This window comes from Ruegeria sp. J8, from assembly GCF_056531925.1.
Map to the genome: position 1 here is coordinate 48,752 of NZ_JBQFMR010000003.1, position 25,352 is coordinate 74,103.

20 protein-coding genes and 1 tRNA gene are annotated in these 25,352 nt (G+C 53.3%); 11 read left to right on the forward strand and 10 right to left on the reverse strand.

All coding sequences use genetic code 11. The features are described 5' to 3' along the window. Window positions 1-123 precede the first annotated feature (123 nt). The 3 genes from ACR0L1_RS06970 to ACR0L1_RS06980 form a co-directional block, all read right to left on the reverse strand. On the reverse strand, window positions 124-294 hold the full coding sequence (locus tag ACR0L1_RS06970; protein ID WP_170425586.1) for a hypothetical protein: 171 nt from the start codon (window positions 292-294) through the stop codon (window positions 124-126). A gap of 78 nt (window positions 295-372) precedes the next feature. After that, a complete protein-coding gene (locus ACR0L1_RS06975) occupies window positions 373-3,465 on the reverse strand; it encodes an efflux RND transporter permease subunit (protein WP_480857894.1) in 3,093 nt (1,030 codons plus the stop codon). Continuing rightward, the gene (locus ACR0L1_RS06980) at window positions 3,465-4,562 is read right to left on the reverse strand and encodes an efflux RND transporter periplasmic adaptor subunit (protein WP_480857896.1); all 1,098 of its coding nucleotides are present in this window, start codon (window positions 4,560-4,562) and stop codon (window positions 3,465-3,467) included. Before ACR0L1_RS06980 ends, ACR0L1_RS06975 begins: the two co-directional genes overlap by 1 nt. 841 nt (window positions 4,563-5,403) lie before the next feature. On the opposite strand from ACR0L1_RS06980, the gene ACR0L1_RS06985 reads away from it, so the two are divergent. The 9 genes from ACR0L1_RS06985 to ACR0L1_RS07025 all read left to right on the forward strand — a co-directional run bounded on the left by ACR0L1_RS06985 (window position 5,404) and on the right by ACR0L1_RS07025 (window position 14,103). Further along, a complete protein-coding gene (locus tag ACR0L1_RS06985; RefSeq protein WP_170791581.1) occupies window positions 5,404-6,261 on the forward strand; it encodes an amino acid ABC transporter substrate-binding protein in 858 nt (285 codons plus the stop codon). 375 nt (window positions 6,262-6,636) lie between these two features. Further along, the gene (locus ACR0L1_RS06990; RefSeq protein ID WP_480857898.1) at window positions 6,637-7,758 is read left to right on the forward strand and encodes an aromatic ring-hydroxylating oxygenase subunit alpha; all 1,122 of its coding nucleotides are present in this window, start codon (window positions 6,637-6,639) and stop codon (window positions 7,756-7,758) included. Further along, window positions 7,755-9,287, forward strand: a complete 1,533-nt coding sequence (gene betC / locus ACR0L1_RS06995; RefSeq protein WP_480857900.1) for a choline-sulfatase — start codon at window positions 7,755-7,757, stop codon at window positions 9,285-9,287. Before ACR0L1_RS06990 ends, betC begins: the two co-directional genes overlap by 4 nt. Further along, window positions 9,287-10,081 carry an SDR family NAD(P)-dependent oxidoreductase gene (locus tag ACR0L1_RS07000; RefSeq protein ID WP_170785380.1) on the forward strand — a complete coding sequence of 265 codons (795 nt, stop codon included), beginning with the start codon at window positions 9,287-9,289 and terminating at the stop codon, window positions 10,079-10,081. The genes betC and ACR0L1_RS07000 overlap by 1 nt, the downstream gene beginning before the upstream one ends. Beyond that, window positions 10,081-11,013 (forward strand): 3,5-dioxohexanoate:acetyl-CoA acetone transferase, encoded by a 933-nt coding sequence (gene kce / locus ACR0L1_RS07005; RefSeq protein WP_480857902.1) that lies wholly within the window; start codon window positions 10,081-10,083, stop codon window positions 11,011-11,013. The genes ACR0L1_RS07000 and kce overlap by 1 nt, the downstream gene beginning before the upstream one ends. Window positions 11,014-11,023: 10 nt before the next feature. Further along, window positions 11,024-12,442 (forward strand): aminobutyraldehyde dehydrogenase, encoded by a 1,419-nt coding sequence (locus ACR0L1_RS07010; protein WP_480857904.1) that lies wholly within the window; start codon window positions 11,024-11,026, stop codon window positions 12,440-12,442. Beyond that, the gene (locus ACR0L1_RS07015) at window positions 12,442-13,173 is read left to right on the forward strand and encodes an SDR family NAD(P)-dependent oxidoreductase (RefSeq protein WP_170770728.1); all 732 of its coding nucleotides are present in this window, start codon (window positions 12,442-12,444) and stop codon (window positions 13,171-13,173) included. The genes ACR0L1_RS07010 and ACR0L1_RS07015 overlap by 1 nt, the downstream gene beginning before the upstream one ends. After that, window positions 13,173-13,367: a 3-hydroxyacyl-CoA dehydrogenase NAD-binding domain-containing protein gene (locus tag ACR0L1_RS07020; protein ID WP_480857906.1), complete on the forward strand. Its 195-nt coding sequence runs from the start codon at window positions 13,173-13,175 to the stop codon at window positions 13,365-13,367. Before ACR0L1_RS07015 ends, ACR0L1_RS07020 begins: the two co-directional genes overlap by 1 nt. 34 nt (window positions 13,368-13,401) lie before the next feature. Further along, window positions 13,402-14,103, forward strand: coding sequence for a 3-hydroxyacyl-CoA dehydrogenase family protein (locus ACR0L1_RS07025; RefSeq protein WP_480857908.1), 702 nt, complete (start codon window positions 13,402-13,404; stop codon window positions 14,101-14,103). Here ACR0L1_RS07025 and ACR0L1_RS07030 read toward each other — a convergent pair. Continuing rightward, entirely contained in the window at window positions 14,063-15,412 is a 1,350-nt protein-coding gene (locus tag ACR0L1_RS07030) for a GlxA family transcriptional regulator (protein ID WP_480857910.1), read from the reverse strand. The two genes, ACR0L1_RS07025 and ACR0L1_RS07030, sit on opposite strands and share 41 nt — an antisense overlap. Before the next feature lie 166 nt (window positions 15,413-15,578). Here ACR0L1_RS07030 and ACR0L1_RS07035 point away from each other — a divergent pair, with 166 nt between their 5' ends. Beyond that, window positions 15,579-16,079: a hypothetical protein gene (locus ACR0L1_RS07035; RefSeq protein WP_170791586.1), complete on the forward strand. Its 501-nt coding sequence runs from the start codon at window positions 15,579-15,581 to the stop codon at window positions 16,077-16,079. 11 nt (window positions 16,080-16,090) lie between these two features. On the opposite strand, the gene ACR0L1_RS07040 is transcribed toward ACR0L1_RS07035, so the two are convergent. The 3 genes from ACR0L1_RS07040 to ACR0L1_RS07050 all read right to left on the reverse strand — a co-directional run bounded on the left by ACR0L1_RS07040 (window position 16,091) and on the right by ACR0L1_RS07050 (window position 21,101). After that, window positions 16,091-18,835: an AsmA family protein gene (locus tag ACR0L1_RS07040; protein WP_480857912.1), complete on the reverse strand. Its 2,745-nt coding sequence runs from the start codon at window positions 18,833-18,835 to the stop codon at window positions 16,091-16,093. Window positions 18,836-18,947: 112 nt separating this feature from the next. Further along, the gene (locus ACR0L1_RS07045) at window positions 18,948-20,573 is read right to left on the reverse strand and encodes a L,D-transpeptidase family protein (protein ID WP_480857914.1); all 1,626 of its coding nucleotides are present in this window, start codon (window positions 20,571-20,573) and stop codon (window positions 18,948-18,950) included. A gap of 129 nt (window positions 20,574-20,702) precedes the next feature. After that, window positions 20,703-21,101 (reverse strand): helix-turn-helix domain-containing protein, encoded by a 399-nt coding sequence (locus tag ACR0L1_RS07050; RefSeq protein WP_480503538.1) that lies wholly within the window; start codon window positions 21,099-21,101, stop codon window positions 20,703-20,705. A gap of 344 nt (window positions 21,102-21,445) precedes the next feature. Here ACR0L1_RS07050 and ACR0L1_RS07055 point away from each other — a divergent pair, with 344 nt between their 5' ends. Then, entirely contained in the window at window positions 21,446-22,585 is a 1,140-nt protein-coding gene (locus tag ACR0L1_RS07055) for an alpha/beta hydrolase (protein ID WP_480857916.1), read from the forward strand. Window positions 22,586-22,647: 62 nt separating this feature from the next. On the opposite strand, the gene ACR0L1_RS07060 is transcribed toward ACR0L1_RS07055, so the two are convergent. The 3 genes from ACR0L1_RS07060 to ACR0L1_RS07070 all read right to left on the reverse strand — a co-directional run bounded on the left by ACR0L1_RS07060 (window position 22,648) and on the right by ACR0L1_RS07070 (window position 25,275). Then, entirely contained in the window at window positions 22,648-24,195 is a 1,548-nt protein-coding gene (locus ACR0L1_RS07060) for an amidohydrolase family protein (RefSeq protein WP_480857918.1), read from the reverse strand. 213 nt (window positions 24,196-24,408) lie between these two features. Beyond that, window positions 24,409-24,894 carry a DUF3124 domain-containing protein gene (locus ACR0L1_RS07065; protein WP_480857919.1) on the reverse strand — a complete coding sequence of 162 codons (486 nt, stop codon included), beginning with the start codon at window positions 24,892-24,894 and terminating at the stop codon, window positions 24,409-24,411. Window positions 24,895-25,199: 305 nt separating this feature from the next. Next, a tRNA-Thr gene (locus tag ACR0L1_RS07070) sits at window positions 25,200-25,275 on the reverse strand. Between the last annotated feature and the right edge of the window lie 77 nt (window positions 25,276-25,352).

Genomic DNA, 25,352 nt, shown 5'->3' on the forward strand with positions numbered 1-25,352 from the left:
ATGGTGCCTATAGATGGCACTGAACAAAGTAGTCACCAAGCGTCAAATCCAATGAGCCTCCTTCTCGGATCAACTGACGTTTCCTGTAACTCGCGAGGCGTCTTCAATGATGCCACTACAAGCTCACTTCGGTGTCTCGCCAAAGTAACCCCCAAAAAATGCGATCATCGCTAACAACACACCAACCAATATCACGATCACAAGCAGTGCTCCGCTACCTTTGGCAAAATATCCCAGTGAGACTAGGCCAACCACGAAGATGCCGACCAGAAAGTAGAGTACTGTATTGTCCATCTTTACCCCCAAATGAGTTGTTTACACTCAACAAGTACATGCTCGAAAAAAACGATCCAAAGACCGCTATAGATGACGTCAAACGGCTTTCGGTGACTGTCGAATGCCGCTCAGCGTGGCGAACAAGACCGGTACCAGGATCATTGTGAGCATCGTACCCACCGTCAAACCGCCCATGATCGTTACAGCAAGACCCACCCAAAACACGTCTGGCAGTAGCGGTATCACACCCAAAACTGTAGTGGCGGCGGCCAGTACGACAGGGCGCAGTCTTGAGGCTCCGGCATTCAAAACGGCGTCGTAGCCCGGCTGACCTTCGGCCAAGTTATCGTTGATCTGATCGATCAGAACGATTGCGTTTTTGATCATCATGCCCGCCAGGCTCATGCCCCCGAGCAAGGCAACGAACCCAAACGGTGTGTTTGTGAGGAGCAGGCTCGGAACAATACCTATCAGCACAAAAGGTACAGTCAGGAAAATGACAAGCGGTCTGCGGTATGAGTTAAACAGCCCAACTACAATCAATGCCATGATCGAAAACGCGGGGATCATACCCGGAATCAAAGACGCTTGCGCAGAAACTGTGTCCTCGTACTCTCCACCCCATTCCATGCTGTAGCCCGGCGGCAAGTCAGCCTCCAAAGCTTCGAAATCGGCAAGAACTGCGGCGCGATAGCTTGGCAGAGTTACGCTATCGATTGAATTGGCTTGCACAGTCAGAACACGGCGCCGGTCGCGACGGTTGATTGTCGGGTCTTCGAGCTGGATATTCACGCCGCGTACGACCTGCGCCAATGGCACAGGCTCAACAGAAAACGGTGACTGAAGTTGCAACAGTTCAAAGTTGTCAACGGCAGCCACGTCTTCTGCGCCGGGCCGAACGATGATTGGCAGCAACTCGTCACCTTCGCGGTAAAGGCCGACCGAACGCCCGTCAAATGCACGTTTTGTCGTGTTACCAAGATCTTCATAGGTGATGCCGGTCCATCGCGCTCGGTCCTGGTCATAGGCTGGGACTGTTTTCAGGACACGGTTGCGCCAATCGGTGCGCGCCACTTTCGTCCATTGATGCTGATCTAGTATCGCAACTGCTCTGTCACCAATTTTGCGTAATGTCTCAGGATCAGCATCCGCCGGGCCGACGATGCGGTTCTCGAACGCCCATGTATTGCTAGGTCCTACACCAAATTGGCGTGTGAAAGAGGTCGCCTCGGGGATATTGGCTGATATCCAAAGCGATATCTCTTTGGTCATCTCTGGAATGTCGCGGTAATCCTCGACGTTCACAATGACTTGCGCGTATGATGGGTTGGTTCCCTCGGGGTCGACCGGCAGGTAGAAACGCGGCGGGCCAGCTCCGATAAAGCTGGCGATGCCAGTGACACGATCGTCCATTTCAACCTTTTCTTCGATCCGCGAGATCGCTTCTGACACGGCTTCAATCCGAGTTCCTTCAGGCGCGTAATAGTCGATCATGTATTTGGTCATCGACGAGGTCGGGAAGAACAGCTGTGTGATAGACCCAAAGCCAACCCCGGCAATGACCAAAGCACCCAAAGCCACCCCGATCGTCAGATAACGCACGCGGATCGCCGCAGCCAGAAAGCGGCGGTAAATCGCATAGAAACCGGTGTCAAAGGTCTCGCTTGCTCCACCCTTTGGCTCCGGTAGCATGGCAACGCATTGAAGTGGTGTTACCGTCATCGACAGCAACCAACTGACCAGCAACGCGATCCCAACAACTGAGAAGAGTGTTCGGCAGTACTCCCCTGCGCTCTCGACAGATGCAAAGATCGGGTAGAAAGCCATGACCGCGACAAACGTGGCCCCAAGCAACGACATAGCGGGACGCGTTGCGGCCTCAATCGCGGCCTTTGCACGGTCCATTCCTTGCGACATCCGGACCATGGCGCCGTCCGCTACCACGATCGAGTTATCTACCATCATGCCGAGCGCAATGATCAATGCACCCAAGGACATGCGCTGAAGATCTATGCCAAGTGCTGCCAAGGGTATGAAGGTGGTTAGGATTGTTAGAATCAGCCCGCTGCCGATGATGATCCCCATCCGAACACCCATCGCCAAAGTTAAAACGACCAGGACGATTGCGACGGCTTGGGCAAGGCTCACCAGAAAACTGCTGACCGCAAGGTTTACGTCATCGGATTGCCAATGAACCCGTTCAACCTCGATGCCCATCGGCAGGCTTGCGATCAGTTCTGATACTCTCGCATCTACCGCCTCACCAACACTGACAACGTTGACCCCAGACTGGAAGGATATGGCCAAACCAATAGATGGAAGGGCGTTATAACGCATCATAGTTATCGGTGGGTCAATGTAGCCTTCTTTAACCTCAACGATGTCGCCCAGCCTTAGCAACTCTGGCCCACGACGTTGACCGCTTTGAGCCTGATCCAGACCACTTGGTCGGACGACTAGATCTGCGATGTCAGTTGGGCTTGTGAAGGTTCCGCTGGGCGCAATGCGCATGCGGTAGTCACCGACGTTTACCCGCCCTGCATCCACGATCGCATTCTGGGTCTGTAACGTGTTGAGAATTGTCTGAGCCGAGACTCCCAATGCGGCCAAGGCTTCTTCCCGTGTTTCCAGATAAATCACCCTGTCGCGTTCGCCCCAAAGATCGACGCGGCCGACACCGTCGATTAACGAGAGCTCTCGCTTGAAATCTTCGGCATACCCATCAAGCTCCTGAGCGGAGAACCCATCGGACGTCATCGCCAGCAGTAGACCGAAGACATCACCGAAATCATCGTTGATGGCAGGACGACCCGCGCCAGGGGGCAGGTCTGTTTCCACGTCTCTGACTTTCCGACGTAGTGTGTCCCAGATTTGCGGCAGCTGGTCCGACCAATAGTTCGGGCGAATTTCGACTTTAATCGTCGACACACCCGCCTTGCTTTCGCTCGAGATGTAATCAATCTCCTTTATTTCCTGAAGTTTCAGCTCGATCCGTTCTGTGACCTCCTGCTCAACTTCTTCAGGGCTGGCGCCAGGATAGAGGGTGGTCACAACCGCAGTCTTGATAGTGAACTCGGGGTCTTCTAGCTGCCCCAGACTAAAGAAAGCCGAAATGCCGCCCAACGTAAGCATGACTACCGTGAACCAAACGAATTTGGCGTTGCGGATGGAGAACGCCGCGAGACCCATTACTCTGTATCCTCGGAAAGTCGTGAAACTTTTTGGCCTTCTCGCAAAGAGTTCGCTCCGGCAGTGACGACCACATCACCAAATTCCAGACCTTCACTAACGGCCACCCCTTGCGACCGGGGCGTGCCAAGCGAAACCTTCCTTGCCGTTACGGTTTCTGAGCTGGCATCGAATACCCAGACATGCGGATCTGTTTCCCCTTCAGGCACGAAAACCGCGCTGGCAGGAACCATGATCGCATCGAACGGTTCGTGCCCTTCCTTTGGCTGGCCACGGACGCGCCCTGCCATACCCGGAAGAACAAGTGCGTCTTCCGGTTGATCCATAATCAACGTGACAGGGAAGGTTCGGGTCGTCGCCGAAGCCTCGGATCCAATCTCGCTGATTTCCGCCGGTAGAACCACATCCCCCAGAGCATCAAAAGTAACGGTGATGTCTTCAATGTGAGGGATCAGGGCGATGTATCGTTCGGGGATATCGATCACCACTTCGATGCGTTCGGCATCCAAAATGCGCAGCACCGGAGTCTGAGCGGCGACTTCTTCGAAATCTTCAATGTATTTGCCGACAACACGACCATCGAACGGTGCCGCCAAACTCGTATAGGTTAAATCCAGAGTGGCTCTGTCCAGAGCGCCTTGAACAGAATTGATGGCCGCCTTAGCGGATGTCTCGCCAGCGATAAATCGGTCGAGTGTCGCCTGAGCAGCAACGTCCTTTTCGACCAGCGATCGTTGCCGATCTGTTTGCAACTTGGCGTTCTCAAACGTTGCCTGTGCGCTTGCTAGTTCGGCGGTAAGCCGGTCTACTTCAGCCTGGTATGGAGCTGGATCCAAGGCTGCCATAATGGCGCCCTTCGTTACAAGGTCCCCAACCTGAACATCGACGCCAACAACATTGCCCGGTACGCGAAAGGCCAAAGAGACTTCGCGCGCAGCCCTGGCTGTTCCGACAAAATATCGGTCATGCAAACTGGAGAGGTCGGAAATCTCGATGGCTCTGACAGGTCGAATAAGTGTTTGGGTCGCATCTTCTTCCTTCTCCCAGCAGCCGGTAAGCAACACGAAGGCAAATAGCCAACCAAAAGTTCTCTTCATATCCCCCTCCCGTGCCGCCCGCGTTCCTCACTTCGTCGCTGTGAAGGTGGCCTAACTTGCGGATTTTGCGCCTAAAGCTGGCACAATTGTACGCGCTTACCAAACAAAGTCAAAAATACGAATTTGTTTAGTGGTGGCGGAGAGAAACCCGAGTACACTTTGGCAAACTGACAAGACAATTTTTCAGTACGATGTCGCCTCGACGCTGCCGTTTGTCATATCGGTGGCACAGAAGGCCGTGTTTCGAGTTAGTGTAACTGCGTTAAAAGGTAAACGTGCGGAGGGCAATCTGTGATTGATTAAAGTCCAGGCCGTCGTCCGGACCTACGTGTGGAGCTGAAATGTCCCCCTTTCGCGAACCGCTGCCATTGCTGCTTATTAGCTAATGGCAGCTTTGTCCGCAAAGCAGCCGCTCATGCCGAGTGAAGCGAATAACCGCTTTGAGCCCTATTTACTCGGGCCTAACCTTCAGAAACGCGGCAGCGATGGTATCAGCTGAACCCAATTCGGTAAGTCACACAAAACGCATAGAGTGCCATACGGTGACTGTTGGCTGCACTGAGCCCAAAGCGGAATGTTTTAACTTTTTGTCATGAAAAAAGTCAGTTCGGTGTTAGTTTGATACCGCGACATCCAATAGATGTATTCCATACTGGACAATCGAACTTAAGCCCAGCCCAATAATCTATGCCCTAGTCTAAACTGAGTCAGCTACTTACGGTGCCAAGATGCGGTTTTCTTCCCTCGCCCAGAAACTCTTGTCGTTAATAATCTGACTTTTTTGAGCCTCAATGTGTATTATTCTCGACATGAGATGCCTTGTACTCCTGTGGGACGGACAATGATTAAAGAAATAAAACCCATGCGCTTGCTTTCTGTACTTATTGTGATGGTTCTATTCACAACCGGAGCGGTTGCTCAGACAATCGAACGGATAACAAAAAATAACGAAATCCGCTTTGGTTTTCGAATAGATGCTGCGCCACTATCTTACGTCAACGACCAAGGTCGGCCGTTTGGCTTGTCACCCTTAATTTGCGATCAGGTCGCACAGCGTCTTGCGAAGAAACTGGAATTGAATGAATTGAACGTCCAGTTCATTCCGGTCGACTCCAAGGATCGTTTCGACAAAGTTGCCTCGGGAGAAATAGATATGCTCTGTGGGGCTGCGACCATAACACTTTCCCGTCGCGAAGCTGTTGATTTCTCGCTTCCAATATATGTCGATGGCACGTCCATATTATTACCAATCGAAGCCGAAGGCACTATGAGTGCGCTGGCGGGGAAGAAGATTGGTATGAGAAGCAGCACGACAACAGAAGCATCCGTTCTCAATTCCTTTGAAGCGGAGGGTATCGAAGCAAATATGGTGCGGTTCGGTTCACACCCAGACGGTATCAAGGCGCTAAGAGACGGCGAAATCGATGCGTATTTTGCGGATCAGTCGATTTTGTTGGTCAACTACATTGCTGCCGGACTAAAGGGCAAATTCAAGTTGTCCCAAGAAATACTAACCATAGAAAAGCAAGGATTGGCGATACCGAAAGGAGACTATGATTTTCGATTGCTAATAGATCGCATTTTGTCAGAGATGTACGCTCAAGGCACAATGGAAGAGATTTTTCGCATTGCTTTGCCAGGGATCGAGCCCAGCGAAGCATTGAAGGCTCTTTATGTTATCGCCCCTACCAATCCTTGAGACGCATTGCATGAAACAGTTTCGCTAAGTGTCAATTGTCCTTTTGTAATTTATGCTGGTTTGTTCGCAAAGCGGAAGTTGGGACGAACTTCAGCGAAGGTACGCACCAAGACTAAAGGCGACGCTAGTTGTGGACGCAGCATCGGTTGATATGGCCGGAGAGCAGACGTTCTCTGCGGGTGCGCATTTCGAGTTGGGCATAACCTGAAGCATCCTTCCCAGCCAACATAATGACGTTTGACTAGGCGAACACGACCAAAAAGTCGAAGGGACCAATATAGGCGAGCGAAGCCTAAAAATGTTAAACTTGCGGCGGTTTTAGTTAAACCGTTTCAGCTGGATTGCCTACACTGCTGCAAAGCAAGGGAGGACGTTATGAACGACGATGCTGAAATCTCTGGCGGTTACAGTAGCGATCCAGCCCGTTCCTACTCCCTGAAGGCAGAGGCCTATACGGATCACTCGTGGTTCGATGCGGATCTGAAATCGGTAATCGCTCGGACTTGGCAATGGGTTTGTCATGTTGAGAAGACCCGCGAGCCGGGCGCTTATTGCACCGTGGAAATCGCGGGCAATCCGATTGCGATTGTACGCGGCAAGGAAGGAATTCTGCGGGCCTTTTATAATGTCTGCAAGCACCGCGCGCATGAGCTTCTGTCAGAAGAAGGCAACACGACGCGGATCATGTGTCCCTATCATGCTTGGGTCTACAAGCTGGACGGGCAGTTGGCGCGCGCGCCGCATACTGAGAGCCTTGTTGATTTCAACCCGGCTGAAATTTGCCTTGATGAAGTGCAGGTCGAAGAATTCTGCGGCTTTGTTTTCGTTAACCTCGATCCGAATGCGCGACCCCTCGCTGAACAATCCGGGAACCTTGAAACGGAGGTGCGCCATTGGGCACCTGATGTGGATCAGCTGACATTCGGCCATCGGCTGACCTATGATATCAAGTCGAACTGGAAAAACGTCGTCGACAATTTCCTTGAGTGCTATCACTGCCCGACCGCGCACAAGGACTTCTGCGATCTGGTGGATATGGACACCTATAAGGTGACGACCCACGGTATTTATTCCAGCCATATGGCGGACGCGGGTCAAAACGCGAATAGCGCCTATGACGTTTCCAATGCGACAGTTAAGACTCATGCCGTTTGGTGGCTTTACCCGACAACGTGCCTGATGCGTTATCCCGGACGCTCCAGCATGATTGTGTTGAACATCATTCCCGTGAACCCGGATCGGACACTGGAAACCTACGACTTTTTCCTTGAAACGCCTGAGCCTGACGAGATGGAGTTAGATGCGATCCGATACTTGGACGAAGTGCTTCAGGTCGAAGACATCAACCTCGTGGAAAGTGTACAGCGTGGGATGAATACGCCGGCGTTCACGCAAGGGCGGATTGTTCATGATCCCGATGGCTCGGGCAAATCGGAACACGCGGTTCACCATTTCCACGGGCTTGTTCTGGACGCCTACGAAAAAGGTGCCGCGTGACGCGGCCGAATATTCTGGTGATCATGGCGGACCAACTGGCGCCGCATTTCACCGGGGCATACGGACATAAGATCGCCAAGACTCCGCATTTGGACGCGTTGGCTGCGCGCGGGATGCGCTTTGATGCAGCTTATTGCAACTCGCCGCTCTGCGCCCCGTCGCGCTTTGCCTTTATGTCAGGGCAGAACATCAGCCGGATTGCGGCATATGACAACGCGTCTGAATTCAAAGCGTCAGTGCCCACTTTTGCACATTATCTGAAATCGCTCAGCTATCGCACGTGCCTGTCCGGCAAGATGCACTTTGTCGGTCCCGATCAGATGCACGGGTTTGAGGATCGCGTGACCACCGATATCTACCCCGCGGACTTTGCCTGGACCCCGGATTGGGAAGCTCCTGACGAGCGGATCGATAAGTGGTATCACAACATGCAGACCGTTAAAGAAAGCGGTATGGCGCATGCGACATTCCAGATCGATTTTGATGACGAGGTCGCTTTTGCCGCCAAACGCTGGCTGATCAATGCCGCAAGGGACAAGGCGCTCGGGCTGGATGCGCCTTTTGCTATGGTGGCGAGTTTCATCCATCCGCACGATCCGTATGTGGCGCGTCCCGAATGGTGGAACCTTTACTCCGATGATAACATCGACATGCCGGCGTTTGTGCCAAAGCTTGAGGATCAAGATCCGTTTTCTCGGCGTTTGCTGGACGGGATCGAAGCCTCGTATGTGCCCTTGACGGAAGAGGAAGTGTGCCGTGCCCGCCGGGCATATCTCGCCAACGTCAGCTATTTTGACAGCAAGATAGGTGAGCTTGTTCAGACCCTCGAGGAAATTGGAGAACTGGACAACACTATTGTCATAGTCACTGCTGATCACGGCGATATGCTGGGCGAGCGTGGCCTCTGGTACAAGATGAACTTCTTTGAACATTCAGCCCGGGTGCCCATGGTCATGGCCGGGCCGGGCGTTGCCGTCGGGACAGCGCGTAATGCTGTTTCGCTCGTGGATCTTTTGCCAACGTTTATCGAACTTGCCGGCGGCGACCTGTCAATGCTCGGTGAACCGATAGACGGGCGCAGTTTGGTCCCCTTGATGCGTGGCGAGGACGACCCGGTTGACGAAGCAATTGGTGAATACTGCGCAGAGATGACGGGCTATCCCGTGATAATGATCCGGCGCGGGGTATTGAAATACATTCATTGCGACAGTGATCCAGCTCAGCTTTATGATCTCAGCGTAGATCCCTTGGAAATGCGCAATGTCGCGGCAGATGCGGAATATGCCGATGCGGCGTCACACTTTGCGGCGGAGGTTGCCGCGCGTTGGGATGGCAAAGCACTGCGCAAACAGATCATCGCAACGCAAAAATCTCGTCGGGCCCTGCACGCTGCGATGGAAGCAGGCGCAAGCGAAAGTTGGGACTACAACCCGCCGAGCGACGCCAGCCAGCAATACGTGCGAAACCATATGGATTGGACCGCAGCCGCAAATCGCTACCGCTATCCCCCTTTGAAGGACCAGAATTGATGAAGCTTGACGGAAAAATCGCGCTGGTGACTGGCGCACGCGGCGGCATAGGACGCGCGATTGTGGCGCGGTTCATAAAGGAAGGTGCGACGGTCTACGCTGCCGATCTCACACCCCATGGATCGCTCAATGCCCATGACGACGATGGCAGCATCTTTTTGAAACTTGATGTAACGCAAGAGGCCGATGCTATCGCCGCAATGCAAGCAGTGCGACGTGGACAGGGAAAACTGGATATTCTGGTGAACGCCGCAGGGATCGAAATCGAAAAGACCGTGGAGGAAACCACGCTTGAGGAATGGAATCAGAGCTTTGCTGTGAACTCGACGGGGACATTCCTGACTTCAAAATACGCACTGCCGCTGATGCGTGAAGCTGCGAAGTCGGGCAGCAGCGCTAGCCTGATCAATTTCGGTTCGTATGACGGGTTCATCGCCGATCCCGGCCTTGCTGCCTATTGCGCCACGAAGGGCGCGGTGCATGCGCTGACTCGCGCCATGGCTTGCGATCATGGTCCCGAAGGCATCCGCGTCAATGCGATCTGCCCAGGCTACATCGATACACCGATGCTACAGAGTTTTTTCAACGGTGATGGTTCTGGCGGGGGTGGCGGCAATATTGAAACACTGCAAAAGGCCGTGCGAGACGTGCATCCGATGCGCACCTATGGCACACCCACGGACATTGCCAATCTGGTTAATTGGCTGGCCTCAGATGAAGCGCGCTATGCCTCCGGTCAGCTTTGGGTGCTCGATGGCGGGCTGTCGGCGCAAGTTCAGCAGATGAAACTCTGATGCCAAAGTCCGTTATCATCACCTGCGCACCCACGGGCGGTATCCATACCCCTTCCATGTCGCCGCACCTGCCGGTTACCCCTGCTGAGATTGCCACCGCCAGCATTGAAGCCGCCCAAGCCGGTGCATCGATCATCCACCTGCACGCCCGCCATCCAGAGACTGGCAAACCTGATCCTCGTCCCGAACTGTTTGCTCAGTTTTTGCCGGTCATAAAGCAGTCTACTGACGCTGTGATAAACGTCTCGACAGGTGGCGGGCTGGGGATGTCGATGGATGACCGGCTTTTGGCGGCAACGTCTGCCAGCCCGGAGATGGCTAGCTTGAATAAGGGGTCGATGAATTTTGGCATCTTCCCGATGCTGCAAAAGTACACCGAATTTCAATTCGACTGGGAACGCCCGTTTCTTGAGATGACCGAAGATTTCATCTTTCCGAACACGTTCAAAACGATCCGCTATGCGATCGAAAAGCTCGGCGGCGATCACGGCACCAAATTCGAGTTCGAATGCTATGACCTGGGCCACCTATACAACGTCAAATGGTTCGTAGATCAGGGCATTATCAAGCCGCCATTCTTTATACAGATGGTTTTTGGCATCTTGGGCGGAGTTGCTGCGGATCCCGATCATCTGGTTCATATGCACAACACCGCTAACAAACTGTTTGGGCCCGAGAATTACGAATGGTCCGTGCTGGCGGCAGGGCGGCATCAGATGCCCTTTGCCACCCTAAGCGCGATGCGCGGCGGAAACCTGCGCGTCGGGCTGGAGGACAGCCTCTTTATCGGCAAAGGCGAGCTTGCGACGTCAAATGCGCAGCAGGTCATCCGCATCCGCCGCATCATCGAAAATCTGGGTCTGACAGTTGCTACTCCAGAAGAGGCGCGCGCGCGTCTGGCGCTAAAGGGCGGCGATCAGGTTGGGTTCTAGGGAGGGACCTATGCAAACGAAAATGCTGATAAACGGCGAGCTGGTCGAAGGCACAGGCGAGGCACTCGATGCCCTAAACCCGGCGACAGGCGAGGTGCTCGAGGCGGTACGCGAGGCAAGCCCGGAGCAGATTGAGGCGGCGACCCGCAGCTCTGCAGAGGCGTTTGACGCATTCGCGAGTACCCCTCCGGCAGAGCGCGCGGCGTTGCTGCTGCAGATTGCTGATTTGATCGAAGCGCATAGCCAAGAACTGGCCGAGCTGGAAAGTTTGGATGTCGGCAAACCGTGGCCATCTGCGCACGATGACGAGATGCCGCTGACCATCGACGTCTTTCGTTTCTTCGCAGGCGCTGCTCGCACCATGATGGGGTCTGCGACCGGCGAGTACGTTGCAGGCCACACATCCATGATCCGCCGTGATCCAGTCGGGCCTGTGGCTGCAATTGCGCCGTGGAACTATCCGTTGATGATGGCGTCATGGAAGCTGGTCGCGCCGGTTGCGGCTGGCTGTCCTGTTGTACTGAAACCCTCTGAATTGACGCCGCTGTCTACGCTGCGTCTGGCGGAGCTATTACAGGATGTCCTTCCCAAGGGCGTGCTGAACGTGATCCACGGACGCGGCCCGTCCGTTGGTGACGCGTTGATCAACAGCCCAGAGATGGAGGCAATAACGATCACGGGGTCACCAGCTACCGACATGGCGGCCATGCGCGTGGCTTCTCAGCAAATCCGTCACGTGCATCTTGAACTGGGAGGGAAGGCCCCGGTCATAGTATTCGAAGACGCAGATCTTGATGCTGTAGTCGAGACGATTCGATATGGCAGCTATTTCAACGCCGGTCAGGACTGCGCGCAACCCTGCCGCATCATGGTGGCTGATGGTGTTTATGACCAGATCGTAGCTGCAATTCAGGATCAGGTTGACCAGATCCAGATCGGTGCGCCTAAGGCCAAAGGCACGGAAATGGGGCCGCTTGTGTCCGCTTCTCAACGCGACCGTGTCGCTGGTTTTGTTAACCGCGCGCGCAACGCTGCGGAGATCGTCTCAGGCGGCGCCGCAGGCGACGGCGACGGATTCTTCTACAAGCCCATAGTCATCGCCAATGTAGACAACGACGCGGAGGTTGCCTGTAATGAAATCTTTGGTCCTGTTGTCACCGTTTCCCGGTTCTCGGATGCGGAAGAGGCATTGAAGATCGCAAATTCAGCCAGCTATGGTTTGGCATCCTCGGTTTGGACCCGCGATGTGGGACGCGCCATGAATATGACTTCTAAGCTGCGCTATGGTTTCACATGGGTGAACACCCACGGCGTTGCCACGCCCGAAATACCGTGGGCCGCGATGAAAGGCTCGAGTACAGGCAGCGACATGTCAGTTTACGCCTTGGATGCCTATACCGCGATCCGGCACGTGATGGTGGCACACTGATGCGGTTGGCGGGCAAGTGCGCTTTTGTGACGGGCGGCAGGCAAGGCATCGGCCGCGGTATCGTAGACGCGTTTTTGAGCGAGGGCGCGACCGTTACGACTTGCGGACGTGGGCCTCGACCCGGCGGACTGCCTGAAGATGTCGTTTGGCATGAGCTCAACGTGTCAGATCCTGCGGCAGTGAACATCATCGCCGAGGCGACGGACATTCTGGTCAACAATGCGGGTGTGCAGGTCGAGAAAACTGTGGTTGATACCACGGATGCCGACTGGGAACTGGTGATGGGCGTAAATGCACGTGGCGTTTTTAACTGCTGCCGCGCGTTTGTCCCGCTTATGCCCAAAGGCGGATCGATTATTAACATCGGCTCGATTTCTGGCAACGTCGCGGACCCGTCCATGGCGCTTTACAATGCGTCAAAAGCGTTCGTGCACGGGCTGACGCGTTCCATCGCCGTGGATCACGGACCAGACATTCGTTGCAACGCAATTTGTCCTGGCTGGATCGAAACCGGAATGCTCGATGCAGGGTTTGATCTTGCTGACGACCCTGCAAAAGCGAAGCAGGACGCACTGGCCCGTCACGCTGTTCGCCGGTTCGGTAAGCCTGACGATATTGCCGCCATGGCGGTTTGGTTGGCCTCGAACGAAGCTGCATTCGCGACAGGTCAGCTCTTTGTAATTGACGGCGGTATGACCGCTGCGTCACCGCTTTACCCGGGGCTTTTCTGATGGACGAGATTGTACATACAGCCGTCTTGGGTGCTGGCGTCATTGACGCGAGTTGGACTGCGCTTTTTCTTGCAGCGGGGCGCTGCGTGACGGTGTTCGATCCTGATCCGAACGCGGAAACCAACGTGCGAAAGTACATTGAAAGGGCGTGGCCCGCCTTGGACGAATTAGGGCTAACCGCGCGCCACGCCTGACGAATTGCGCTTTGTTGCGCGCGCGGGTGAAGCGGTGCAAACTGCCCAGTTCGTGCAGGAAAACGTGCCAGAACGGCTGACGCTCAAACACGCAACCTACCGAGAGATAGAGCCCCTGCTGCAACCCGGCGTGATTGTCTCAAGCTCGACCTCCGGTCTGACGTTGGAGGCGTTACAAAAAGGTTGGAAAGACCCAAGCCCTTTAATCCTTGGTCACCCATTCAATCCACCGCACCTGATCCCCTTGATCGAACTTACGGCTAACTCAGAAACAGGGGCGGGAGTGTTAGACCGGACTGAAGCCTTCTACGTCGACATCGGCAAGGTGACCATCCGCATCAACAAGGGGATGCCAGGACATGTTGCCAACCGTCTGCAAGCGGCCATCTGGCGTGAGGCGGTACACATGGTTGTCAAAGGCGTGGCGAGCGTCGAAGACATCGACAAAGCCATGTGGGCCGGGCCGGGACTGCGATGGGCTGCCATGGGGCCGACAACCCTGTTTCACCTTGGCGCCGGTGAGGGCGGGTTACAGGGTTTTTGCGACCATTTCAAAGACACGTTTAACGGATGGTGGGACGATCTGGGCGATCCACGACTAGACGACTATACCGTAAAACTGTTGGTCGACGGCATGGTTAAAGCATCCGAGGGCAAAACCACGGCGGAGCTATCCGCGAAGCGGGACAAAATGCTTACGGCGATGCAGATCGCGACGCGTCCGCATCGCTCTTGAGATCCGGCTTGTACATCGGCCAGGCGCGGAACTCGAAAGGGACGCGACCTTCGATCCGATCTGCGCTTGGTGTTAAACCGAACCGTTGATTATAGGCGCGGCTGAAATGAACCTGACTGTTGAACCCGGATGCGGCCGCGATCTCACTGAATTTCAATTCGGTTTGGGTAACCAGTCCGCGGGCCCGGTCCAAGCGAATGTCGCGATAATAGGCGACAGGTGATTTGTACACGTACTGATCGAACAATCGGCTGAGCTGACGTTGTGAGACACCCAGTCTTTCCGCGATCTCAGGTATCGACAGCGTCGTTTCGAGGTGGGCTTCCATTAAGTCGATTGCCGCTCGCACAACGCCAGACGTGACATAGCCCATTGGCTCGACGACTTTGGGGTTCTGCGAACGCCCTTCGCCTCGAACCTCGTGATGAAACAGATACCGCGCCGTCGCATTCGCAATGCTCTCGCCGGCCACCGCATGCACTAACCGCAGCCCCGCATCAGTAGACGCCGTGCCCCCGCAACACGTGAATATGCGGTCATCTTGCACGAACATATTCTCAGACACGTCCGTATCCGGGGCGATTTCGATGAATGCATCGATATGTTCGTAATGAACCGTCGCTGTCTTTCCCTTCAGCATACCTGCGTTTGCAAGTATGATCGCGCCTGTGTCCAATCCACCGATGATCGCGCCCGACCGCCACCACTTTTGAAACAAATTGCGAAGCTCGTGCAACGTGTAGCGCTCGGGCGTCCAGCTTGAACTAACAAGAACGAGCCAAGGGTTGCTTTCATTGACGTCTTTAACGGGGGCGGTTTCAATCAGCATTCCATTGCTGGCCTCGATCCCGCCGCCGTTTTCTGAGACAAGGGTCCACGAAAACTTATTTCTCCCCGACAAGTAGTTGGCCACGCGAAACGGATCAATGAACGACGTTGTCGCCGACGCATTGAAATGTGGAGTCACGAGAGCGATTATTTCATGCTGGGTTATGATTGGACTGGACATGTCTGATTTTGTCAAAACGCGTCTGAATTTGTCAAATGAACTGCGCTTATGTTGCGGCCGCAGCGAATGTCGCCTTGGGGGGCCGCATCTCTGCATCGACGGTAAATGCCAGATGTCAGCAAATGGTCGACAGCAGAAATTCCCGCACTTCATTTGACTATCCGCTTTGTCCGCGAAACGGTCATTTGGGCAAACCGCAACTAACGACGGCAGCGAGCCCATTTTGACCGCTGCCGCGCGATGTCCCAATGACAGCAATGCGCAGAAAGCGGACTTTGCAAAGTGCAGCAGACTGTTCAAACCGGGCATTCCTTCCAATAGCAGCGTATACGGCTATGAGCAGGAAGCAGACTTCACTGTTGCGCTCCAACAACTTGTGACCTGGTTAAGCTTCTTCTGTATCGTTTGATTGATCTTCCTTGATCGGTAGGATGGGTAAACCTTCAAAACTAATCTGGGGTTAAAAATGTACAGGTATGCGCTGACAACATTGGCTTTGTTTTGTGCAAGCTTACTTCATGCCGCTGGTATGGAGCGGTGGGGTGATTCCGGGGACTGGACAATCCTGATTGATCCCGAAAAGGGCAACGGCTGTCTCGCGTGGAAGCCCTTTGAAAATGACATGACCGTTGAAATTGGTGCAGCACCCAATCAGGCTGGCGGCTTCTTTGCTGCCTTTAATCCGGCCTGGGTTCAAATCGAAGACGGTGCGACGGGCATCGTAAGGTTCGACTTTGGTGATGCGAAATTCGAAGGAGAAGCCGTGGGTGTCTACAAGAATGGAGTTCCCGGTGGCTACGCCTTTTTCGACAACCCGGCGTTTGTAACCGAGTTTGGAAAGCGCCAAAGCGTTACGATCATTGGCGAAAGCGGGGCCGAGGTTGAACTCGATCTCAGCGGATCTGCTAAAGCCATTGAGGCCGTTCTGGCGTGTCAGGCCGAGCAGCCGGAACCGCTGAAGAACTAGGACGCGCCCGATTATTGCAATTGATTGATGTCCGGCACACATGGCTGCCTGTCGGCAGGCATGGCATCAGCGCCTTCCGGGGCCTTGTTTCTCGACCCACCCACATCCAGCTTGAACTTTGGTGACGTAAGCTGGCCCGTTACATCAAAGGGCCAAGCGCTTCGGGATAGGGGTTTGCCAACGCGCCGCGGCTCCGCTCTTATTGCTATCGTATCGTTCAGCCAATCCACTTGCCCTTTTGCAACCAATTGAACCGATCCCGTTTCAATAACGATGGAGTTTGAGCTCACCCGCCCAGCTTGAATTTCAACCGGGGCGACCACGCAAGTGATGTCGGTATAGCCTTGTCGGAACTCCTCCGAAAACAGCCATGGGAAGATGCCCAGCCCGGCTAACTCCAGCAAACTGGTACTGATATAGCCCTGTGACATCGACAAAGACGCATTGCCACGCATGGAATTGATGAAGGCCTTGCCTGAGGCGGTACTGCCAGAAACGTTGAACTCTCCGCTCAAACGGCCATAGGCATCAATACCAATTCCCAATTCATCAAGGATCTCACCGAATTCCCATCCCGAGGTTGATCCCGACAATGAAAGCCTATCGGGTGAATCAATCAGGTCCATGACCGCCCGAAGGCTGAAGTTTCCGCCACCGTAAGCCAACTGAAGGGGGCCGAAATCCACGGTTCCTTCTTTTGCTGACAATTGGCTTGAAACAGACGTTACACCTTGCTGGCCTACAATCTCTTTGAATTCGATCTGTACCTCGACGTCAGCTTCTCGTAGCACGCGCTGCACATCCAGAAGATCGGCAGGTTTCCCTTTTTCCTTTGGCAATACCAAGGGCTGCACGTCTGTCTCCTTCGGTGAAACTAAAGGTTGCACTTCGGCTTCAGGTTCTTTTGAGGTCTCCCCTACCAGACTTTTCAGTTGGTTCAGCACGGCAGTCAGGTTCTTCAGGTCGTTGAGATCGAGCTTTTCGCTCGTGATGTTGCCCCGAACAACAGAAGTGCCCTCGGGGAAATTTGCGTTCAAAGTCGCAAGGAGATGCGAAGACCCGGCTTCGAACTGGATTGCGGCATCAAAGTCCTCGCCCTGTTTGGAGGTTTCAGCATCGATAGCTAGTGCCCCGAGCTCGACAGGTTGTAGATTAACTGCGGTCAGAAACTCGACGCTGTCGTCGACATCCAATTCCACATCAAAATCGAGACCGGCCAGCCCTTTTAGCTCGTTGACGGATAGTGCAAGATCAAGCGCCCATAGATCGGTGTCGTAAGTGGTCGCGTTAAACCTGTTGAGAGAAACCGGCCCGCCCGCATTGGATACGTTGAAGTCGGCTTTGATGCCGCCGAACTGGTCAACGTAGTCTTTATCGAGGTTGGGCAAAATCAACTTGGCGGGCCCGTTTAGCTCCCCATCGAAAGTCACGTCCTGAAGCTGAAGCAGATCGAGGATTTCACCTTCGGCTTTCAGGACAGGCTCTTCAATTGGACCGGCTCGTAGCGCAATGCCCAACATGGCGAGCCGTCCGTCTGGCATGCGGCGAATGCTTTCGATTGAGGCTGGGCCGATTACGTCCAGCCCTTGGTCAAATGCATTGGTTTGGAACAGCAACTTCTCGAATTCGAAGGAAGCCAGGGATCCGACCATATGCATTTCAAAGCCAGTAAACTTCAGTTCTTGGATACTTTTTGCTGCTGGCGGCGGCTGTCCTTCCGGATGAAGCCGTGCGTTGAAAAGCAGATCGACGCCCTGAGCGGTGTAGAGGTCATCTATTGAACCTTCAGCTTCGAGTTTTTGTCCATCCTCCAGGCTTACGGTAGTTGTAAACGCCTCGATCTTCAGGGCGTCCTGAGACACGAGCTCAGCCTGCAACTGGCCATTCCCTTCCAAAACGCGTTCCAACCCAATGACATCTAGAAAATCACCGAATTCACCGGTGTCCATCTCCAACACAGCTCGATAGCCACCACCTTCGTCTTCCGTGAAGGGCTCGCCATCATAGCTCACGGTCATTTCTCCAAAACTCGCTCGCGTCTTAAATGGCGCGTCATGGGGGTAGTCGCCTTCGATTTCGAAACCCTGACCGTTTACGGAGCCGGAACCAGAGACCTTTGTTCTTTGTCCATTATCTACTTGTTCGAGCGCGAGTGACTGAAGGTCAAACACAAACGAGAAGCCCGAGACCTTGTCGTCGATGTTTAACCCGATTGACGTGAAACTGACGTTCTTGTCGCTCAGGAAGTTCAGGATCCCACTGCTTTCGGAGTCGCTTTCATCGATACTATCAGCGCTAGCTACGTCTTTTTGATCATCCGCTGATACAGGTTCCTCGGATACGGGCCCGGGTGTTGGCCTGCCTTTTCGCCAGCTTGTTGTGCCGTCTGCGGCTGTAAGAAGATTTGCTTGGAGCCCTTCCACGACGAGATTGTCAAAATACAGACGACCGTTGGTCAAGGCGACAATGTCCAGCTCCAGTTCCAGCAGGTTCAACTCTACAAGAGGTGACTCCGGCATTGTCTGGCTCGGGATGACCACGCCACCGACGTGAATGTAACTCGTGCGGCCAAGCGCGACGCTTACATCATCGTTGACAAGAAGTGGCCGACCAATTTGTTCCGAAAGAACTCTTTCCACAAGGCCGCGCCGGATGTCCGAGAACATCGGAGCGGCAAGCAACAACCAGACAAAAGCGACGGCAGCGAAGGCGAGAAATGCAACAAGCCCAACTATTCTTACGAGCCAAACCCTCATGTGCTCCCCTATTGCAGCTCACACTGCTTCGAATTTCTGCCAATTGGAGGTCACCAATCCTACTAGCAATTTAGCACATTCAGAATAGCGCATCTCTTTGAGGATGACGTGTTCATCGGTCCAAAGCCGCAAGTATTCGAGCATCTCGTTCGTATGGGTCCTCACGGAAATGAACAGCCCCATCTTCAACCCACGCAGTCCAATAGGTCAAAAGGACCGGCATGGGCTTGGGTAGGTTAACGCGCGTTGTCTTCCCGCTATCGAGAATGGATTGCATCTTTTGCCGGCTCCAGTCCGGCTCTCCCTCCATCAAAAGGCTGGCAAGTTCGAACGGATACTCAAGACGCACGCAGCCGGAACTTAGGTTCCGCTCATTTCGGTCGAAAAGGCTGCGGTCGTTGGTATCATGCAAGTATACTGCGTATTTATTGGGAAACATGAACTTGACTAAACCTAACGCATTGTCTGGGCCCGGCTGCTGAACCAAAGTGACGCCGGGATTCTTTGCCCCCCAGTTCACAGCGTTGGCAGGAATTGTGTGACCGTCTTTGTTCCGAACTAAGTAGTTGTTGCGCGCCAGATAGGCAGGATCCTTGCGGATGCGCGAAAGCTTGTCTTTCCGAAAAATCGAGGCGGGAACGGTCCAAGTCGGATTGAATTCCATGTATTCAATCTCATCTCGGAACACTGGGGTTTTGCGGTAGGCTGAACCTGTGATTGATCGGGTGGTCCAAAGCGTCCCGCCAGATGTGACCAAGTAAGTACGAGCGCCTGCAATATTTACCAGCACGAACTCTTCGTCGATTTCCCGCATGAGCCAACGGCCTCGTTCCAGGCTGAGGCGCAACTTGTTTATGCGATCTTCGACAGGTTTGTTGAGAGACGCGAAAGTCTTACCACCAACGACGCCATCTGCTTCCAAGCCATGACGATTTTGAAAGGATTTAACCAACTGCACCAAGTAATCGTCATAAACCCAAGCTGGATCTATGCCGTTTTGCCTGATTTCTGGAAATTCATTTGTTCCATCGTAGCCTTCCGTCGCTAGCCTTTTTCGCAGTTCGGCGACGGCAGGATCCACCATTTCCGGTTTCAGAACCGTTTCTTCGGGGACTTTGTTCCAGCCTCCCTTTGTTGCAATAGCTCTGTATTTGCGCAATGCATCAACGAGCATCGTATATTGCGCATTGTCGATATCGATGCGTTCAATCAAAGCGCTGAAGCCTTCACCTTGAAGAAATTGGTTCAATACAATGGAAGGGTCTTGTTGAATTACTGGTTTTGAGAAGTTCCAATCGTCGTCCAATGCGTTTGGATCGACTTTTCCAAAAACCAAATGATGCACGAGTTTTACTGCGGCGTCGGTGGCCAAAATGTCGAACAGCGCTTTATTTGAGGCATCGCCAGCCTGTGAGTCTTTGAAAGCGGATCGAAGCTCTTCTAGTTTGAAGTCACTCGGCGTAAAGCCCTGATCAATTGCTCCATCCAACTCCTGAAACAGTTCGTCGACCAATTCAAAACTTGTCCAAGCTGGCGCAAATTTTCTGTCTGTATAGAAACGAGGCACAAGGATTCCTGCGTCCAAACTCTTACTGTTAGAAAGTGTGCCACTCGCATTCGTATTTGACCGTAGCAGCGCTTCTATCTGCTCCGAGACTTGGTCTGCTGCGCCTAAATTGGGGCATGTCATCAGCGTTGCAGTCAGTACAGTTGCTACCGCTGATCTAAGAACTTTCACCGCCCCCTCCTAAACAGCCAATCTATATGTGGTTGCTTCGATAAAGGATACTCCAATATTTTGTATAATCAAATCGTAATTTGTTGTTCTCAGGTTTTACTCGCAAAGCGGACATACTTCACGAGCAAATCATCGACCATCTAGGTCGTGCCTTAACCGGCAAGGCGACGATCCAAACCAACGGCGACACGTTCGTGTAAACGCACTTAGGTTTTTGTAGCCCAAGTTCTTTCCAATCTTTGTTATGGAAAGGCGCCCCTCGGTCAACCATTGCTCCGCCTGACGCATTTTCGCGCTGCCTACGAGTTCTGCCCCTGTGGTGTCGTGTCTTGTAAGTTCTCTTTGCAGCGTTTTAGAATGCAAACCGATGAATTTTGCAAACCCGTCCAAGCCGGGCCATGCGGAGTAGTCAATCACAGAGAATAAGTAGGCCAAGTCGAGCACTTTTTGAATGGGACTGTCCGCTTCCGTCGCCTCGTTTCGTTCAAATTTTGATTGCTGCATCAACCAAAACGCGGGGAACGACATACTAACCTATTATTGCGTTCTGTTGTCTTGGGTTTTTTTGGCTAAATGGCGAAGTCGAATGAACACTGAACGGACGGCGGCAAATATGTAATCGCACTGCTGGCTGCGACCGAATGCACAATCAGATCCGATTTGGCGAAGGTCAGGCATTAGAGAACTAGGGGTTGGCATGTGTTTGTTCCTTGTGTGACGTGAACACTGTGCCTTCGCAGGCGGGCGAATACTTGAAGAGAGCATCCAGATTTTCTTGAGAAAAATTAGGCCTTCTCGGATTGCCCACATTGAGTCATGCTTAGTCTATGAGGGTCACTTTCGGAGATTGCGCGGTCGATACTGATCGGCAGATGTTTTGGAAGTCAGGTAAATCCGTACGTCTTGAGCCGCAGGTTTTCGGCGTGTTGGAATACTTCTTGCGGAATCCAGAAATAGTGGTCTCGCGCGACGATCTTGTCGAAAATGTCTGGGATGGCAGGATTGTCTCAGATTCAACTATTTCAACCAGGATAAATGCGGTCAGACGGGCCATCGGCGACAACGATCGTGCGAACCGCATGCTCGAAACGCTGAGTAAGCGGGGGTATCGGTTCTCTGTTGAAGTCTCCAGCGTCGCGCGGACAAGCCCTGATACACCTAAACCACGCTCTGATCGCCAGATCAGCAAAGCTGCTCGATCCGCGGATGGCACTGTCATCGCCTACGCTACTAGCGGCGAAGGTCCACCTTTGATGAGGGCCGGGCAATTCCTGACGCATCTGAATATGGATTGGGAGAGTGAAGTCAGGCGACCGACGCTTGATCGCCTTGGCGCACATTTTTCTCTTACGCGATACGATCAGAGGGGGACCGGGCTTTCGGGAGCCTCCGCGACGGACTTCACGCTTGAACTGCTGGTCGAAGACATGCTTGCTGTGGCCGACGACGCTGGACTCGAACGCTTTCCGATCTGGGCGACTTCACAGGGGGTGCCTGTGTCGCTGGCATTCGCGGCCGCCTATCCTGAGCGCGTAAGCCGAATGGTTCTGTACGGTGGTTTTGTTCAGGGCCGCGCCGTCCGTGAGCCCGAACCCAACTCTGTTCAGGCGGATACCTTTCTTGACCTCATATCAGAAGGTTGGGGCAAGCCAAGCGGTGCATTTGGCAAGGCTTATGCGACGTTATTTATGCCCGAAGCATCGGCGGTACAGATTGATGACATGTGCAAGATGCAGTTGGCCTCTGCATCACCGGACACAGCGATCGAACTCAGGCGTTCGATAGACACCTTCGACGTATCAAACATCCTCGACCAAGTACGGGTGCCGGTCCTCGTAGTTCACACAACTGAAGACTCCGTCAATCCAGTAAGCCAATCTAGCTTGCTGGCCTCTTTGCTGCGAGATGCACAGTTGAGAATCGTGGAAGGTAGAAATCACGTACCTCTGCCAGGAACAGACGCATGGGAAACGATTATGCATGTATCGCTCGATTTCCTAAGGTCTGCTTAGTCCGCAAGCCAGGCATCGGCTTGACATCTCTGAACGTCCGCTTCGAGCCCAAAGCGGTCACCTTATCTTTCGAGCTTGCGGCGGATTGGTTGACCTGAATCAGCGTCTATTTTGAGTTCACCATTCTCAACGACTAATGAGCCGTTTACGAGAACGGTATGGACACCTTTGGCAGGTTGGTTCGCGTTTTCGTAGGTGGCTAGGTCTGATACGGTCGTGGGGTCAAAGACGACAATGTCAGCATCCATTCCTACTTGCAGCCGCCCCTTCTTCCTCATTTGTGGAACGAATCCCTCGAGCGTTTGAGCTGGCATCAAGGACATCTTGCGAATTGCCTCCTCCAGTGACAGTAAGCCTCGTTCGCGCACATAAGATCGAAGGATTTTGCTAAACGCTCCCGCCGACCGCGGGTGACTAAATACATTGTCGGGAAGTGGCCAATCACTACCTTCATAGTTCAGAACAGCCCCGCTTTCGTCGAAGTAGGACCAGAACACCGCATCCGAGGCGATCATGACTGCTGGGTGGGTAACGGATGCATCTAATAGCGCTAGTGCGTCAGGATCGTTCTCGTCCAGAAAATGCCATGTGACGAAGGTGCCCGGCTCGTTGTTCTGGTAATCGGTAAGCTCTTCTTCTGTCATGCGATCTGCGCCCAATTGAAAGTTCTTAGCCGTAGAGCTCATGCGTTCTCGCCATCCGTCGCCTGAGAACATCGCGGCTCCTACAACGGTGTTCGCGGCACCATAAGGATAGGCCTCTACCGTGACGTTAATGCCTTGAGCTTGGGCCCGTTCCACCAAATCAAGGGTGGCGTGGATGTCTTCCAATGAAGAACTGTTGATATGACAGATATGCATGTGTGCGCCTGTAAGCGCGGCGTTCGCAATCAATTCTTTTATTGCCTCAAAAGACCCCTGCGGTTCCAAATTCGATGCGTACCGCACGTGCGTATAGGTAGCCACGCCGTAGTCGGCGGCCATATTTGCCAAAGCGAAGTACTCTTTTTGACCGTAACCAGGCGCGTATCCTGCGTTAACGCCTATACCCAATGCCCCCTCTTTCAATCCTTGCTCGACTAAGTCCAACAACTCCGCCATGCGAAGCGGATCGGCGATTTCTGTTTTCCAATCGTCGAACCTCTGCGCATCTTGAAAATAGGATAGTTCGGCAACTGGCCCTTCACCTGTGAAGGCAGCTATTCGGCTAAACGTCCAAGCCGCAGACGCCCCATAGTTCAGCGGTGTCTGCTGCCGTTCCATTTCTGCATACCAATCTGCAATAGGGAGGATACCGGACTCCAACTCCAGAACAGTTGTTACGCCTTGCATCGCCTGCATACGCATATCGCCCAAGTTCATGCCGTGTGCATGTAAATCGATGAACCCCGGCGCCACTACAAGATCGGTTGCATCGATCTCCACCGAACCGTCCATTGCGAACTCGGAGATCGCAGATATCTCGCCGCCGTTTATCCCTAGATTTCGGACGGCGTCCAAACCTGTCTCTGGATCGATGACCCGCCCGTTCGTTATGACTACATCGTAGTCCTGTGCAAAGCAGGTCGTGGCTATGGCCACAAAAATTGAAGAAACAAATGTGCGATACATGAGCTGGACCTCCGTATCTCCAGCGTAAGGCGATGAAGGAACAGATCAATTTAATGTTTTGCCTGGGTCTGTTTTTTTGCTGTCCGTCCTTAACAGCCCTCGGAGAAAATGCACTAATATCTGCCTGGAACCCAAAGCCAACGCCAGTCACTTGTGCTTGAGTATTACTTTGATGATTGAGCTGGTTACATAGAAGCAAAGTGGTGGTCGGTGTTAGGGTTTTTGAGACAACACCTGACCTCGACTTGTGAACGAAATTCCTTGAGTGCCGCTTCCTCCGACCATGATCGCTTCTACGATAGGGGGCAGTACCGGAACTTCTGCCGACCAGGTAACTACGAAATTCGCGCCAATCCCGTCCCCGACGCTACCAATAGGTACAAGCGCATTCATCGACCCAAATGGCATCAGTTGAACGGGCTCATTTAGGAGAGTTTCCAGAAGCTGCCCCGCTTTGTCGTAATATTCGACGCTCTCAACTTTGATCGCTGATTGAAGACTAATGTTGTGCACAACTAGCGTAGACGCGAGCGGTTCGCTGCGCCCCTCCTGCGTGAAGACCCGCGAATAGGAGGGAACATAGATGACTTGAGATGTAACACTCTCCGAAACTTGTGCGAATGAAAGGCTTGGTACGGTCGTCAACGAAACCAAAACCATTGAGAATGACCAGAAAGATCTGCGGGAGAAAAACTTCATGTAGGCGCATGCTCCGTTTCTTCTGTCTTCAAAATGAGCATACGGATGACAAGATTCGGCGCAAGAATATGTCCGCTTTGTCCGCTTAGCAGACGCTCAGTCAGTTTTGGCGAAGGTCCGCTCCTGAGCCAAAGCGGATGTGCTTAATAGTATGGCCATTCTTAACAGTAGGAAGTGGGTGATGGGCATGGAATTGAAATCAACCCGGGATCATCAGGCATCAACAAAAAATCGGGGGGCAAATCAGGGGATATTTATCAATTTATCGCAAAAATATTCAAAAATTAGTAAAATACAGCTATTTTTGGTGCCTCAAGAGGGACTCGAACCCCCGACCTTGTCCTTACGAAGGACCTGCTCTACCAGCTGAGCTATTGAGGCAAGCGAGGGCTCGTTTAAACCGTCCGGGTCAGGCGCGCAAGCCCAGTTCTTAGGCTCTGGGTGCAGAACCCTTACTG

Excerpts from the sequence above, each read along its gene's own strand:
- ACR0L1_RS06970 (WP_170425586.1), bottom strand. The coding sequence starts at position 294 with ATGGACAATACAGTACTCTACTTTCTGGTCGGCATCTTCGTGGTTGGC.
- ACR0L1_RS06975 (WP_480857894.1), bottom strand. The coding sequence starts at position 3,465 with ATGGGTCTCGCGGCGTTCTCCATCCGCAACGCCAAATTCGTTTGGTTC.
- ACR0L1_RS06980 (WP_480857896.1), bottom strand. The coding sequence starts at position 4,562 with ATGAAGAGAACTTTTGGTTGGCTATTTGCCTTCGTGTTGCTTACCGGC.
- ACR0L1_RS06985 (WP_170791581.1), top strand. The coding sequence starts at position 5,404 with ATGATTAAAGAAATAAAACCCATGCGCTTGCTTTCTGTACTTATTGTG.
- ACR0L1_RS06990 (WP_480857898.1), top strand. The coding sequence starts at position 6,637 with ATGAACGACGATGCTGAAATCTCTGGCGGTTACAGTAGCGATCCAGCC.
- ACR0L1_RS07000 (WP_170785380.1), top strand. The coding sequence starts at position 9,287 with ATGAAGCTTGACGGAAAAATCGCGCTGGTGACTGGCGCACGCGGCGGC.
- kce (WP_480857902.1), top strand. The coding sequence starts at position 10,081 with ATGCCAAAGTCCGTTATCATCACCTGCGCACCCACGGGCGGTATCCAT.
- ACR0L1_RS07010 (WP_480857904.1), top strand. The coding sequence starts at position 11,024 with ATGCAAACGAAAATGCTGATAAACGGCGAGCTGGTCGAAGGCACAGGC.
- ACR0L1_RS07015 (WP_170770728.1), top strand. The coding sequence starts at position 12,442 with ATGCGGTTGGCGGGCAAGTGCGCTTTTGTGACGGGCGGCAGGCAAGGC.
- ACR0L1_RS07020 (WP_480857906.1), top strand. The coding sequence starts at position 13,173 with ATGGACGAGATTGTACATACAGCCGTCTTGGGTGCTGGCGTCATTGAC.
- ACR0L1_RS07035 (WP_170791586.1), top strand. The coding sequence starts at position 15,579 with ATGTACAGGTATGCGCTGACAACATTGGCTTTGTTTTGTGCAAGCTTA.
- ACR0L1_RS07040 (WP_480857912.1), bottom strand. The coding sequence starts at position 18,835 with ATGAGGGTTTGGCTCGTAAGAATAGTTGGGCTTGTTGCATTTCTCGCC.
- ACR0L1_RS07050 (WP_480503538.1), bottom strand. The coding sequence starts at position 21,101 with ATGTCGTTCCCCGCGTTTTGGTTGATGCAGCAATCAAAATTTGAACGA.
- ACR0L1_RS07055 (WP_480857916.1), top strand. The coding sequence starts at position 21,446 with ATGTTTTGGAAGTCAGGTAAATCCGTACGTCTTGAGCCGCAGGTTTTC.
- ACR0L1_RS07060 (WP_480857918.1), bottom strand. The coding sequence starts at position 24,195 with ATGTATCGCACATTTGTTTCTTCAATTTTTGTGGCCATAGCCACGACC.
- ACR0L1_RS07065 (WP_480857919.1), bottom strand. The coding sequence starts at position 24,894 with ATGAAGTTTTTCTCCCGCAGATCTTTCTGGTCATTCTCAATGGTTTTG.